The sequence below is a fragment of the Maribellus sp. CM-23 genome (assembly GCF_021354595.1).
In the GTDB taxonomy this organism is placed as follows: Bacteria; Bacteroidota; Bacteroidia; order Bacteroidales; family Prolixibacteraceae; genus Draconibacterium.
In genome coordinates this window covers 474,773-488,445 of sequence record NZ_JADWYJ010000003.1, presented here as the reverse complement: position 1 = coordinate 488,445, position 13,673 = coordinate 474,773, and the positions used below count along the sequence as shown (strand labels likewise).

The following is a 13,673-nucleotide window of genomic DNA, read 5'->3' as shown; positions in this document are numbered from 1 at the left end:
TAAATACAGCTCCCGAATATCTTTGTGAGCCACCCAAAAATCAACGCAATGAAACAGATAAACATCACGTGTATACTTTTCATACTACTGGCATCCTGCACAATAATTCCACACACCACCGATATCCCTCTTATCCAGGAAAAAGGTGATTTACGGATTGATGCAGGAGTTTCAGCCATTCCAACAGCAAATGCAACCGTATCGTATGGAATAAGTGAGAAAGTTGCACTGCAAGCCTTTGGCAGCTACGGTACCGATAACGAATATTACCTGCAAACTGCAGCCGGGCTATACAAAAACCGTAACCGGAACTTAATTACCGAATGGTACTTGGGAGCAGGAACGGGAAGTTCTTACACCTACAAAGATTCTAATCCCGGCAACCTTGAAGGAAATTACCAAATCTATTTCACCCAATTTAATATAGGAAAGCTCAACACCGGATTTTTAAATGCCGATTATGGTCTGGGAGTAAAAGCAGGTTATGCGAGATCAAAATTTACTGACAAAGATTATTTTGACATTTACTCTTATGAAAATACCGACTTTATTTATCCTGTTCAAACTGATGATGGCTTTGTTTTTCAACCCACTGTTTTTGCACGTTTCGGGAAAGGCAGGTTAAAATTCAATATAAAAGCCAGCGGATTAGCTATGTATCAATTTACGAACCGTGAAAACCGAATACCGATTGGCTATTTTAATTTAGGAGTTGGACTCAATTATTACATGAATACCACACACAAATTCAAAAAACAAAACGATAAATAAACTCCGGGAACCGATCAAACTTCCGGTTCCTTTATCAATAAGTATTAACCTAAATTTTTAACCATGACACAAACAAGAGTTTACGCAAGCAAAGACAGCGACATGCTAATGGCAAGCAAAGTAATTGCCACCTCGCTAAGCAACCAATTGCCCGATCTTTCGATGGTGCGCAGCAACTGGACACCCGAATACGCCCAGGCCCTGCACACCAAAATCGACACTGCCATGGAAGACTACCTGGGCCTCGACAAAAAGAAAGCCCTGCGCGATGCCACGGCTGCCCTTACCGAAATACAGGCGCCCGCTTTGCAGGCCCTCCAATTTCTGAAAACCCAGATTGAAGTGGATTTTGGCAAAGACGCCAACGAAATCGTTAAAACACTGGGCTACGACAAATACCTGAAAGCGGCACGTGCCGGCGATCAGGAAGCATTGATCCAGTTGCTGTTTGCCTTCAAAAAAGGAATGACCAACGCGCTTAAAGACGATATGGTGGCCCAAGGCACCAACCCGGCACTTATCGACAACATAATCGGATACGCCACCCAGCTCAGCGATGCAAACCTGGCACAGGAAAGTTTAAAGTCAACAACAAAATCGGTGTCGGAAGCGGCCGTTGCCGCTCTTAACGAAATCTACAACGAAATAATCGGTATCTGCAAAATTGCCTCGGCCTACTACCAGCACGACGAAATTTTAAAAGCACAGTTTACCTTTAGCCGCGTAGTGGCCAATATGAATGCCGGTGGTAAAAAAACACAGGAACCCGAAGAACCGGTTGAATAAAAAACCTGTTTGCCAGACCTTGAAGGTTTTGAAAACCTTCAAGGTCTGAGATCTATTGAGTTAGAAGCCTTCCTGTACAACATCGAAAACTGTTTTATCCTCATCGAAACGAATTCTATCAACATCGAAACTGTACCTGTCAGGCTCGAAACGGGTTCTATCATCACAGAATTCTATTCTATCTTCATTGAAAGCAATTCTATCTTCATTGAAGCTTGTTTTATCCCTATCGAAGAAAGTTCTATCCACATCGAAACTCATTTTATATTCATAGAAAAGCTTCCGCTCCACATTGAAAAACGTTCTCTCCTCCCCGAAAGAATACAGGAGCCGGTAGCACTGAATTTACAGAACCCCGACATTGGATCCCCTTCCACGAACCCAACTCTGAACTTTGAACACTAAACTCTGAACTACAAAAGCTAAATTAGACTATTTCTAAATTTCCCGGATTTCAGAAAAATTGCTTTTTTGTCATTTGTAGATTCAAATCAATACCTACATTTGCAATCTCTAAATAGCAAAATTGAAAGCTACGACTACAGATATCCGACATAAAGGTTTTGTAAAGGAGGTAAACAACAACTCACTGATTGTTACCATCATCAACCAGTCCGCATGTTCTTCGTGCCATGCAAAAGGAGCCTGTACGGTGGCCGATTACCAGGACAAGGAAATTGAAATCACCGATTTTAAAAGCGATTACAAACCCGGACAGGAAGTCACCATTCTTTTTAAAGAATCAAAAGGTTTTACAGCGCTGCTTTGGGGCTACGTTGTTCCCTTTTTACTGGTATTGCTGACATTGATCGTCATGCAGTCGGTCACCGGTAACGAGTTACAATCGGGACTGGTATCGCTGGCGATTCTAATACCATACTATATAACATTATATTTTTTTAGGCATCTATTAAAAAAAATATTCAAATTCGAACTTGAAGAAACTGATTAACAAATGAGTATCACCGTTGTATATACGATTGTCACACTGGCAGTGATTGGAGCAACTGCGGCTGTAATCCTCTACTTTGTGGCGCAAAAATTCAAGGTCGTGGAAGACCCGCGCATCGACGATGTGGAAGGATCGCTTCCGGGAGCCAACTGTGGCGGATGTGGCTTTGCAGGCTGCAGGGCCTTTGCCGAAGCATGTGTTAAAGCGTCCGACCTGGGCGATCTGAACTGCCCGGTAGGCGGAAACGACACCATGGGACAGGTGGCAACCATTTTAGGATTGGAAGCCGTTGCAAAAGACCCGCGTGTGGCCTTTATCCGTTGTAACGGAACCTGCGACCACCGTCCGAAAACAAGCCAGTTCGACGGCGCAACAACCTGTGCCATCGCCTCGTCTGTTTACAGTGGCGAATCCGACTGCCAGTTCGGCTGTTTGGGGTATGGCGATTGTTACGACGCCTGCGAATTCGACGCCATCGACCTGCGCGCCGGAATGGGCGTTCCGCTTATCCTCGACGACAAATGTGTGGCGTGCGGAGCCTGTGTGGACGCTTGTCCGAAAGACCTGATTGAGTTACGCAAACGCATGCCTAAAGACCGCAAAGTAGTGGTGGCCTGCCGGAACATGGACAAAGGCGGTGTGGCGAAAAAGGCTTGCAGTGTAGCTTGTATTGGTTGCAGCAAGTGTTTTAAAGAATGTAAATTCGACGCCATTACCATCGAGAACAACCTGGCTTTCATCGACTCAGACAAATGTAAACTGTGTCGTAAATGTGCGCCGGTGTGTCCGACCAATGCCATTATCGAGCTGAACTTTCCACCGCGAAAAGTGAAACCCGAAGTAGAAGTTGAAACCAATAGCTAAATAATTCAGGATGTTAAAAACGTTCAAAATAGGCGGAGTACATCCTCCCGAAAATAAATTGTCGAAAGACCGGAAAATCGAAGTACTTTCGATTCCGTCGGCTGTTTTTATTCCGGTGGCACAGCACATCGGAGCACCGTCAACACCGGTTGTTAAAAAAGGCGACAAGGTAAAAGTGGGACAAGTAATTGCGCAAAGCAGCAGTTTTGTTTCCACCAACATTCATTCTTCCGTTTCAGGAACAGTTAAAAAAGTTGATTTCTCGGCCGATAGCTCGGGCTATCCCAAACAAGGAATTTTTATTGATGTGGAAGGCGACGAGTGGATGGAAGACATCGACCGTTCCGAAACACTGGTAAAAGATATTTCGGTTGACGGGGCTGAAATCGTCAAAAAGATCCAGGAATGCGGAATTGTAGGATTGGGAGGAGCTACCTTCCCAACGCATGTAAAACTGGTTCCGCCAAAGGGCATGAAAGCCGAAGTTCTGCTGATCAACGGCGTGGAATGTGAGCCTTACCTGACTTCCGACCACCGGCTGATGCTGGAAAAAGCGGATGAGATTTTGGTGGGTATTCAGCTGCTGATGAAAGCGATGAATGTTGACAAGGCAGTAATTGGCATCGAGAACAATAAACCGGACGCCATTCAGCTTCTTTCTGAAAAATGCAAAACAGTTGCCGGAGTTAGTGTGGTTGCACTGAAAGTTCAATACCCGCAGGGAGGTGAAAAACAGCTGATCAATGCAGTTACAGGCCACGAAGTTCCGTCGGGCGCATTGCCCATTGCAGTGGGTGCCGTAGTGAGCAACGTGGGAACTGCCTTTGCTGTTTACGAAGCCATTCAGAAAAATAAACCACTGTTTGAGCGTGTAGTTACCGTTACCGGGAAAGGGGTATCCAAGCCTTCGAACTTTCTGGTAAGAGTAGGAACGGCTACTTCAGAACTGGTGGAAGCAGCAGGCGGACTACCGGAAAACACGGGCAAAATCATTAGTGGCGGACCGATGATGGGACGTGCCATCAGCTCGCTGGATATTCCGGTTACCAAAGGAACCTCGGGCATTTTGCTGATGAAGGAAGAAGAATCGAAGCGGGAGGAAATAATCGCCTGTATTCGTTGTTCCCGTTGTGTATCGGTTTGTCCGATGGGCCTGGAACCCTACTTGCTTATGACTTTGGGAGAAAAACAAATTTATGACCGCGCCGAAAGTGAAAGGGTGATGGATTGCATTGAATGTGGTTCGTGCAGTTATACCTGTCCCTCCAACCGGCCATTGCTGGACTACATCCGCTTTGGAAAGGGAAAAGTTGGTCAAATCATTCGTTCAAGAAAAAAATAAATCAAAAACTGCATAATGAGTAAATTATTAACAGTTTCGCCTTCGCCACACGTACATTCAAGCGACTCGACACAGAAAATTATGTACCGGGTGATTTACGCCATGATTCCGGCACTGATCTGGTCGGTGTTTATGTTCGGGATCGATGCCTTGCGTGTAACCCTGATAGCGGTTGCTGCTTGTGTGGCTTTCGAATACCTTATTCAAAAATACCTGATGAAAGTTACCCCGTCGGTTACCGATGGTTCTGCTATCATTACAGGTATATTACTGGCGTTTAACGTTCCGTCGAACCTGCCGTGGTGGATCATCCTAATCGGTGCAATGGCAGCCATGGGAATTGGCAAACTTTCATTTGGCGGCCTTGGAAGCAACATTTTTAACCCGGCTTTGGTAGGTCGTGTGTTTTTGCTGTTGTCGTTCCCGGTTCAGATGACTTCGTGGCCCGGAATTAAAATGGCAGCGGTTGATGCAGTGTCAACGGCGACTCCGCTGGCATTGATCAAGGAAAGCGTGAAAAACGGTGTGCCGATTGCCAAAATAGAGGGACTTCCCGGGTTGGGCGATCTGGCCATTGGGATGAATGCCGGTTCGCTGGGTGAAGTTTCAGCCTTGCTGCTGGTATTGGGCGGAATTTATATGATCTGGAAAAAAGTTATTACCTGGCATATTCCGGTTTCCATTCTTGCAACAGTACTGGTATTCTCCGGTATTTTCTGGGGAATCAATCCTGAAATGTATGTAAACCCGGCTTTCCACATTATGACAGGGGGTTTAATGTTGGGGGCTATTTTTATGGCCACCGATATGGTGACTTCCCCCATGAATCCGAAAGCGCAAATCATTTACGGAATCGGAATTGGCTTGATAACCATCAGCATTCGTATGTTTGGCGCTTACCCCGAAGGTATTTCATTCGCCATTCTGATTATGAATGCGGTGACACCTTTACTCAACTATTACATTAAACCCAAACGATTCGGAGGACAATAAAATGGCAAAGAAAGAATCGACTTTTACAAGTATGGTGGCAACCCTGGTTTTGGTTACCGGAATTGCCGCAGCTGCACTGGGTTTTGTGTACGATTTTACCAAAGCCCCTATAGAGGCAGCAAAAATTAAAGCACAAACCGAAGCGATCACCCAGGTTCTTCCCGAATTTGATGAACTGGGAACCAGCTATAAAGTTCCGAGCGAAGCAGGTGGCGACAGCATTGAGTTGTTTCCCGCATTTAAAGGCGGCGAACTGGCCGGAACTGCCATAAAAACATACACCCGCACTGGTTTTAGTGGTTTCATTTCCATTATGGCCGGAATTGACAAGGATGGAAACATCTCCGGTTATTCGGTGTTGGATCATGCTGAAACTCCGGGGCTGGGATCCAAAATGGATACCTGGTTTAACAACGCTTCCAAACCCAATCAGAATGTAATCGGGAAAAACCCGACTACCACGAACTTTACCGTATCAAAAGACGGTGGTGACATTGATGCCATCACGGCTTCTACCATCACCTCACGCGCTTTCCTCGATGCTTTGCGCAGAGGATATACGGCTTACGAAACGAATAATAAAAACACCGGAGATTCCGGACAATAAAGACGACTTATGAATCAGTGGAAAAATTTTTCGAAAGGATTTATAAAAGAAAACCCGGTATTTGTATTGGTACTTGGGATGTGTCCGACTCTCGGGGTTACTTCTTCAGCCATAAACGGCCTGGGAATGGGCTTGGCAACCACCTTTGTTTTGCTTATGTCGAACATTGTTATTTCATTGGTAAAAGACGTTATTCCGGATAAAGTAAGAATCCCGGCTTTTATTGTGATCATTGCAGCTTTTGTTACCGTTGTTCAGTTACTGATGCAGGCTTTTGTTCCTGCCCTGTATAAAAGCCTGGGGTTGTTTATTCCCTTGATTGTGGTAAACTGTATCGTACTTGGCCGTGCTGAAGCCTTTGCGTCAAAAAACAATCCTTTGTCGTCGGCCATCGACGGAATTGGAATCGGACTCGGATTTACTTTTGCCCTTGTTTTACTGGGCGGTATCCGCGAAGTACTGGGAAGCGGCAAGCTTTTCAACATCACTTTGTATTCCGAGAATTTCGTAACACTACTGTTTGTTCTGGCACCCGGAGCGTTTATTGTTTTGGGCTACCTGATTGCCATTATTAACCGCATTAAAAAGAATTAAGGAGGAAAGGATATGAGTTACTTTGTAATTATACTGGGCGCGATACTGGTTAACAACATTGTGTTAATGCAGTTTTTGGGAATCTGTCCTTTTCTGGGGGTTTCCAAGCGTATCTCCACCGCAATCGGAATGACAGGTGCCGTAGCTTTTGTAATGGTTTTGGCAACCATTGTTACCTACCTTATTCAAAACTACGTACTCAACAAGTTTGGGCTGGCCTTTTTACAAACCATTGCGTTTATCCTGGTAATAGCCTCCCTGGTTCAGCTGGTCGAAATTATTCTGAAAAAAGTTAGCCCGCCGCTTTACCAGGCATTGGGTATATTTCTTCCGCTGATTACTACCAACTGTGCGATTCTGGGGGTTGCGATTCTGACCATACAAAAAGAATTTAACCTGCTGGAAGGGGTAGTTTACGCGATCTCGAATGCCATCGGTTTTGGACTTGCTTTGATCATTTTTGCCGGTATTCGCGAACACCTTGATTTGCAGAATGTACCCAAAGGATTAAAAGGCACTCCTATCGCTTTGATAACCGCCGGAATTCTGGCAATGGCCTTTATGGGATTCTCGGGTTTGGTATAAGTTTAAATCTACATTAATTAGATAAATAAAAAGGAAAACTGATCAATTCAACTTCTCTAAATGACATTTAAATGCTAATTTTGCTATGTATAGATAGCAATTTTAACAACCTCATAAAAAAGTAAATACCTTGGAATTTTTTCAGCAGATACATAAATCATTGCTCATTAGTCCGAAAGAGACCATTAAGCGGGAGTTGATGGACCAAATCGACTGGAGCCAGCGACTCATCTGTATCAAAGGATTCAGAGGAGTTGGGAAAACGACTTTTCTGCTGGATTACATCCGGAAATACCACCCCGAAAGCAACGATGTACTTTACATCAACCTGAACAACTTTTATTTCACCAAGCGGAAAATAAGTTCGTTTGCCGATGAGTTTGCCAAACGGGGCGGAAAAATCCTCGTATTGGATCAAATTCAGAAATACCCCGACTGGTCGGAAGATCTTAGAAAGTGTGTGGATGAAATTCCGGAGATTCAGATCATTTTTTCATCGTCGCCGGTTTTAAGAATTACCGAGGGTAACCCCGATTTGGAAGGGATTGCAAAAATCTACCACCTCGAAGGGCTTTCGTTCCGCGAATACCTGAACCACCTGGCAGGAAAAAGCTTTAGAACCTACAGCTTCGAGGAAATTCTATCAGATCATATTTCCATAGCACAGGAGATTGTTGCGGAGGTTCGCCCGCTGGCTTTTTTCGACGAATATTTGAAAAACGGATACTTCCCCTATTACATGGATGATCCGAACTTTTATACAAACCGTTTACTGAAAAATATAAATCTGGCCCTGGAAATTGATGTTCCGTACATCAATCAGATCGAATTCAAATACCTGTCGAAACTGAGGAAGCTGTTGCATTTGCTGGCATCGGAAACACCCTTTACACCCAATGTGAGCAAACTGGCCGGTTCGATCGAGACTTCGCGTGCCACGGTAATGAATTACCTGAAGTACCTGAAAAATGCCAAACTGATCAACCTGCTTTATACCAACGGTGGCGGCGACGACGACCAGATGAAAAAACCGGACAAGGTATACATGCACAACACCAACCTGCTGCACGCTATTGCGCCGGATAATACCGACAATCTGACGATGCGCCAGACCTTTTTTTACAACCAGGTTGGGTACAAACGAAAACTTTCAAAATCGCCGATAGCCGACTTTTGTGTCGATGGCAAATACCAGTTTAACGTGGGTGGCCGTAAACTGCTAGCCGAAGGAGATATTTACGCGGCGTCTGACGTTATTGAAATCGGACAAGGCAAAAAGATCCCACTCTGGCTGTTTGGATTTTTGTATTAGATACGAGATACCCGATACTGGATACAAGATGCCAGATATTGGATACTGGATATTGAATTTAAAAAAGCAATAATAACGGATGTCTTATAAACGACTTGAAATATGGCAGATAGCAAATGAACTGGTCATCAAAATACACAAGATGACACTTGAGCTTCTTCCTGCATTCGAAATGTATGAAGAAGGGAGCCAGATAAGACGTTCATCAAAATCTGCAAAGTCATTGATCGTTGAAGGATACGGAAGACGGGCCTACAAACAGGACTTTCTTCGGTTTCTGACCAACGCACAGGCATCAAATGACGAAACGTCAGATCATCTTGAAAATCTTTGGAATACCAAATCACTAAAAGAAGAACAAGTTTACAAAGAACTTTTTGAGCTAACAGAAAAACTTGGAAGAAAATTAAACAGCTTCATTCGCTCAGTACAACAGAAACACAATATAGTAACAGAACCAGAAGAAGAATATTCATAATACGATCGAGCATCAAGCATCAAGCATCGAGTATCCGGAATCAAATAACGAGAATCAAAAATCAAATAATTAAATAGATTAAAAACGCAAATAAAATGGCAAAACAAAAAAAATTCATCACATGTGACGGTAACTACGCTGCGGCGTACATGAGTTACATGTTTAGTGAAGTTGCCTGCATCTATCCTATTACACCGTCTTCAACTATGGCTGAGTATGTGGATGAATGGGCTGCTTTTGGTAAGAAAAATATGTTCGGACGTCCTGTTCGCCTGGCAGAAATGCAGAGTGAGGCAGGTGCAGCAGGTGCCGTTCACGGCTCTTTGCAGTCGGGAGCGCTTACTTCCACTTATACAGCTTCTCAGGGATTGCTGCTGATGATCCCGAACATGTATAAAATTGCGGGCGAGCTTCTGCCTACCGTATTCCACGTAAGTGCCCGTGCGCTTGCCGGTCATGCATTGTCAATCTTTGGCGACCACAGCGATATTTACGCTACCCGTCAAACCGGTTTTGCAATGTTGGGAGCAGGTTCTGTTCAGGAAGAAATGGACCTTGCAGGTGTTGCCCACCTGGCCACCATCAAGTCAAGAATTCCGTTCCTGGCTTTCTTCGACGGTTTCCGCACATCGCACGAAATCCAGAAGATTGAAGCCATTGCAATGGAAGACATCGTTCCGCTGGTTGACCAAACAGCTTTGCAGGAATTCCGTAACAGGGCACTGAATCCTGAAAATCCGGTAACCCGTGGTACAGCTCAGAACCCGGATATTTTCTTCCAGGCAAAAGAATCGGCCAACAAATTTTACGATGCCGTTCCGGATATCGTAGCCGATTACATGGAACAAATCAGCGAACTAACAGGTCGCAAATACCGTCCGTTTACTTATTACGGAGCTCCGGATGCTGAAAACATCATCATCGCTATGGGTTCGGTAACAGAAACCATCAAAGAAACCATCGACTACCTGGCTTCTCAGGGCAAAAAAGTTGGTTTGGTTTCGGTTCACTTGTTCCGTCCGTTCTCGGCCAAGCATTTTGTTGAAGCACTTCCTTCAACTGTTAAGAGAATTGCTGTTCTCGACCGTGCCAAAGAACCGGGAGCTGCCGGCGAACCGCTGTACCTCGACATCCGTTCACATTTCTACGGAAAAGAAAATGCTCCTGAAATCGTTGGCGGACGCTTCGGTTTAGGATCAAAAGATACCACTCCGGCCCAGATTCTTTCGGTTTACGAAAACCTGGAAATGAAGGAGCCCAAAAACGCCTTCACCATCGGTATTGTTGACGATGTTACCTTTACATCGCTCCCGATGAAAGAGGAAATCAATATTACACCTGCGGGTACTTACCAGGCCAAATTCTACGGTTTGGGTTCTGACGGTACTGTGGGTGCCAACAAAAACTCGATCAAAATTATTGGCGACGCCACCGATAAATCGTGCCAGGGATACTTCCAGTACGACTCAAAAAAATCAGGCGGTTTTACCTGTTCGCACCTGCGTTTTGGCGACAAACCAATCCGCTCGACTTACCTGGTAACCACTCCTGACTTTGTGGCCTGCCACGTTCCGGCTTACCTGCATTTGTACGATGTACTGAAAGGTTTGAAAAAAGGAGGTTCTTTCCTGCTGAACTCAATCTGGGACGAAGAAGAAACAAAAAATCAGCTGCCCGACAGTATGAAAAAATACATGGCGGCCAACGATATCAGCTTCTACATCATCAACGGTACCAAACTGGGTGAAGAACTTGGCCTGGGAACCCGTACCAATACCATCATGCAGTCGGCATTCTTCAAAATCACCGGTGTAATTCCTTACGAAATGGCGGTGGAAGAAATGAAGAAGGCCATTGTTAAATCATACGGCAAAAAAGGCGAGCACATTGTAAACATGAACTACGCCGCAGTTGACGCCGGTGGTAAAAACGTGGTACAGGTAGAAGTACCGGCAGAATGGAAAGACATTGTGCTGAAAAGCGAAGAAGAAGAATCAGTACGTCCGGCATACATCCGCAAGGTGGTTGATGTAATCAACGGTCAGCGTGGTGATGATCTTCCTGTTTCTACTTTTGTTGGCTCGGAAGACGGACAGTTCCCGCTCGGAACAGCTGCTTTCGAAAAACGCGGTATCGCAGTAAACGTACCCGAATGGCAGGCTGACAACTGTATCCAGTGTAACCAGTGTGCGTACGTTTGTCCTCACGCTGCTATTCGTCCGTTCCTGATGGATGAAGCAGAAGTAGACGCAGCGCCTGCAGGTACTGAAGTAAAAACGGCCACTCCTTCAAAAATGTTTGGCGGGCTGAACTTCCGCATCCAGGTATCACCGCTTGACTGTACAGGTTGTGGTAACTGTGCCGACGTTTGTCCTTCAAAAGAAAAAGCCTTGATCATGAAGCCGCTGGGAACACAGCAGGCCGAAGTGGAACGCTGGAACTACATGGACGGCAAAGTAACCGTAAAAGAAAACGTGGTTGACAAAACCAAATCGGTTAAAAACTCACAGTTTGCACAGCCATTGTTCGAGTTCTCGGGAGCTTGTGCGGGTTGTGGTGAAACTCCCTACATTAAACTGATTACCCAATTATACGGCGAGCGCATGATGGTGGCCAACGCTACCGGATGTTCTTCTATCTATGGTGGTTCGGCTCCGTCAACTCCTTACTGTAAACACAAGGAATCGGGTCACGGTCCGGCATGGGCAAACTCACTGTTCGAAGACAACGCCGAATACGGTTTTGGTTTTTCTGAAGGTGTTTCAGCTCAACGCAACCGTCTTGAAGACATCATGAACACTGCGCTTTCAAACGGTGCTTCAGAGGCAGAAAAAGAAGCTTTTGCTGAATGGATCGCTCAAAAGAATGATGGTGAAGGTTCGGTAGTTGCGTCTAAAAAAGTGCTCGAAGTAATCGAAAACAGCAACAGCGAATACGCAAGCGAAATCAAAAAACTGAAACAGTACCTGGTTAAAAAATCAATCTGGGTATTTGGTGGCGACGGTTGGGCTTACGACATCGGTTACGGTGGTCTCGACCATGTGATGGCAAGCGGAGAAGACGTAAACGTACTGGTAATGGATACCGAAGTATATTCAAACACCGGTGGACAGTCGTCAAAAGCAACTCCGGTGGGTGCTGTGGCTAAATTTGCCGCTGCCGGTAAACGCGTTCGCAAAAAAGACCTGGGTGCCATGATGATGAGCTATGGTTATGTGTACGTAGCACAAGTAGCTATGGGCGCTAACCAGTCGCAGTACTTCAAAGCACTGAGAGAAGCAGAAGCTTATCCCGGACCATCGCTGATCATTGCTTATTCTCCTTGTATCAACCACGGATTGCGTGCCAGCATGGGACGTACCCAGGAAGAAGAGAAAAAAGCAGTAGAAGCAGGTTACTGGTCGCTGTACCGTTACAACCCGCTGTTGGAAGCTGAAGGTAAAAACCCGTTCCAGCTTGATTCAAAAGAGCCGGATTGGAACAAATTCCAGGACTTCCTGAATGGCGAAGTACGTTATACTTCACTGAAAAAATCGTTCCCGGCAGTAGCCGACGAACTTTTCTCGGCAGCTGAAGACAACGCAAAATGGCGTCACAACTCGTACAAACGACTGGCAGCCATGGATTTTTCGCAGCCAGAAGCTGAAGTAGAGGCATAAAAAAAACCTTACTATATAAAAAGGCCGCTCTCCGTTTTCGGAAGCGGCTTTTTTTGTTGTGTCTTGTATAGGAATCGCACTACAACAAGTAACGTAATCAAAGGATATATCTAACCAGAAGAAGATACTTACGCAACGAAAACCGAAGCCAACTTGAAGGTAAGAATGTCTCATCGGAAATAATCCCGGCGTCTGCGAAGAACATGATATTTTCGTCGGAGCTATTGCCAACTGCTGCTCCTTATTATAATCTTCAATATTTATCTACTGGCAAATTCTATCTGGAGGATCGAGAAACTGATCTGTTCCGCATCTTCCTTTCATTGGAGGCTGTTTAAAATATCTTTTTTAGCTGAGGCAAAAGCATTTCCCGTCAGGAAAGAGAAGAATAAGAAATGTGACCTGTTGAATTCAATAACTATCGGCTGATTCTTTTCTATTAGAACTAATAAATTATAAAAAAGAAAAAGGCCTGTATTTACAGACCTTTTTGTACCCCGGACGGGATTCGAACCCATGACCTACTGCTTAGAAGGCAGTTGCTCTCAAGGCCTTCAGAAGCTTCGCTTCCGAACGCGTATCCAACTGAGCTACCGAGACTTACACTTTGTAAAATCCAACTTAGAAATATTTTCATTCCGTTTTGGTTTACATTACGGTTTACATCGCTGTATTCCAAGATTGATTAATAATATTGTGAAATTACTAAAATGTTTTCCTTTTAATAAGC

At 44.8% G+C, this 13,673-nt stretch carries 13 protein-coding genes and 1 tRNA gene; 12 read left to right on the top strand and 2 right to left on the bottom strand.

From position 1 onward, the window contains the following. Positions 1-48 precede the first annotated feature (48 nt). Both INQ51_RS12955 and INQ51_RS12950 read left to right on the top strand, forming a co-directional pair. Complete coding sequence (locus tag INQ51_RS12955; RefSeq protein ID WP_233378388.1) at positions 49-771, top strand: hypothetical protein; 723 nt, start codon at positions 49-51, stop codon at positions 769-771. A 63-nt stretch (positions 772-834) separates the two neighbouring features. After that, positions 835-1,557 carry a hypothetical protein gene (locus INQ51_RS12950; protein ID WP_233378387.1) on the top strand — a complete coding sequence of 241 codons (723 nt, stop codon included), beginning with the start codon at positions 835-837 and terminating at the stop codon, positions 1,555-1,557. A gap of 60 nt (positions 1,558-1,617) precedes the next feature. Here INQ51_RS12950 and INQ51_RS12945 read toward each other — a convergent pair whose 3' ends face one another. After that, on the bottom strand, positions 1,618-1,806 hold the full coding sequence (locus INQ51_RS12945) for a hypothetical protein (RefSeq protein WP_233378386.1): 189 nt from the start codon (positions 1,804-1,806) through the stop codon (positions 1,618-1,620). Positions 1,807-2,083: 277 nt separating this feature from the next. Between INQ51_RS12945 and INQ51_RS12940 the strand changes: the two genes are divergently transcribed. The 10 genes from INQ51_RS12940 to nifJ all read left to right on the top strand — a co-directional run bounded on the left by INQ51_RS12940 (position 2,084) and on the right by nifJ (position 12,943). After that, positions 2,084-2,509, top strand: a complete 426-nt coding sequence (locus tag INQ51_RS12940) for a SoxR reducing system RseC family protein (protein ID WP_233378385.1) — start codon at positions 2,084-2,086, stop codon at positions 2,507-2,509. Between the two features lie 3 nt (positions 2,510-2,512). Next, a complete protein-coding gene (locus tag INQ51_RS12935; RefSeq protein WP_233378384.1) occupies positions 2,513-3,373 on the top strand; it encodes an RnfABCDGE type electron transport complex subunit B in 861 nt (286 codons plus the stop codon). A gap of 10 nt (positions 3,374-3,383) precedes the next feature. After that, complete coding sequence (gene rsxC / locus INQ51_RS12930; protein WP_233378383.1) at positions 3,384-4,715, top strand: electron transport complex subunit RsxC; 1,332 nt, start codon at positions 3,384-3,386, stop codon at positions 4,713-4,715. A gap of 15 nt (positions 4,716-4,730) precedes the next feature. Beyond that, positions 4,731-5,708: an RnfABCDGE type electron transport complex subunit D gene (locus tag INQ51_RS12925; RefSeq protein ID WP_233378382.1), complete on the top strand. Its 978-nt coding sequence runs from the start codon at positions 4,731-4,733 to the stop codon at positions 5,706-5,708. 1 nt (position 5,709) lies between these two features. Beyond that, positions 5,710-6,315 (top strand): RnfABCDGE type electron transport complex subunit G, encoded by a 606-nt coding sequence (locus INQ51_RS12920; protein WP_233378381.1) that lies wholly within the window; start codon positions 5,710-5,712, stop codon positions 6,313-6,315. 9 nt (positions 6,316-6,324) lie between these two features. After that, positions 6,325-6,909: an electron transport complex subunit RsxE gene (rsxE, locus tag INQ51_RS12915; RefSeq protein WP_119438950.1), complete on the top strand. Its 585-nt coding sequence runs from the start codon at positions 6,325-6,327 to the stop codon at positions 6,907-6,909. Between the two features lie 12 nt (positions 6,910-6,921). Further along, on the top strand, positions 6,922-7,494 hold the full coding sequence (gene rsxA / locus INQ51_RS12910; RefSeq protein WP_119438951.1) for an electron transport complex subunit RsxA: 573 nt from the start codon (positions 6,922-6,924) through the stop codon (positions 7,492-7,494). A 130-nt stretch (positions 7,495-7,624) separates the two neighbouring features. After that, positions 7,625-8,806, top strand: a complete 1,182-nt coding sequence (locus INQ51_RS12905) for an ATP-binding protein (RefSeq protein ID WP_233378380.1) — start codon at positions 7,625-7,627, stop codon at positions 8,804-8,806. 79 nt (positions 8,807-8,885) lie between these two features. Beyond that, positions 8,886-9,284, top strand: a complete 399-nt coding sequence (locus INQ51_RS12900; RefSeq protein WP_233378379.1) for a four helix bundle protein — start codon at positions 8,886-8,888, stop codon at positions 9,282-9,284. Between the two features lie 95 nt (positions 9,285-9,379). Further along, positions 9,380-12,943, top strand: coding sequence for a pyruvate:ferredoxin (flavodoxin) oxidoreductase (gene nifJ, locus INQ51_RS12895; RefSeq protein ID WP_233378378.1), 3,564 nt, complete (start codon positions 9,380-9,382; stop codon positions 12,941-12,943). A 493-nt stretch (positions 12,944-13,436) separates the two neighbouring features. Here nifJ and INQ51_RS12890 read toward each other — a convergent pair. Then, positions 13,437-13,543: transfer RNA gene (locus INQ51_RS12890), tRNA-Arg, on the bottom strand. Positions 13,544-13,673 lie beyond the last annotated feature (130 nt).

Excerpts from the sequence above, each read along its gene's own strand:
- INQ51_RS12955 (WP_233378388.1), top strand. The coding sequence starts at position 49 with ATGAAACAGATAAACATCACGTGTATACTTTTCATACTACTGGCATCC.
- INQ51_RS12950 (WP_233378387.1), top strand. The coding sequence starts at position 835 with ATGACACAAACAAGAGTTTACGCAAGCAAAGACAGCGACATGCTAATG.
- INQ51_RS12935 (WP_233378384.1), top strand. The coding sequence starts at position 2,513 with ATGAGTATCACCGTTGTATATACGATTGTCACACTGGCAGTGATTGGA.
- rsxC (WP_233378383.1), top strand. The coding sequence starts at position 3,384 with ATGTTAAAAACGTTCAAAATAGGCGGAGTACATCCTCCCGAAAATAAA.
- INQ51_RS12925 (WP_233378382.1), top strand. The coding sequence starts at position 4,731 with ATGAGTAAATTATTAACAGTTTCGCCTTCGCCACACGTACATTCAAGC.
- INQ51_RS12920 (WP_233378381.1), top strand. The coding sequence starts at position 5,710 with ATGGCAAAGAAAGAATCGACTTTTACAAGTATGGTGGCAACCCTGGTT.
- rsxE (WP_119438950.1), top strand. The coding sequence starts at position 6,325 with ATGAATCAGTGGAAAAATTTTTCGAAAGGATTTATAAAAGAAAACCCG.
- rsxA (WP_119438951.1), top strand. The coding sequence starts at position 6,922 with ATGAGTTACTTTGTAATTATACTGGGCGCGATACTGGTTAACAACATT.
- INQ51_RS12900 (WP_233378379.1), top strand. The coding sequence starts at position 8,886 with ATGTCTTATAAACGACTTGAAATATGGCAGATAGCAAATGAACTGGTC.
- nifJ (WP_233378378.1), top strand. The coding sequence starts at position 9,380 with ATGGCAAAACAAAAAAAATTCATCACATGTGACGGTAACTACGCTGCG.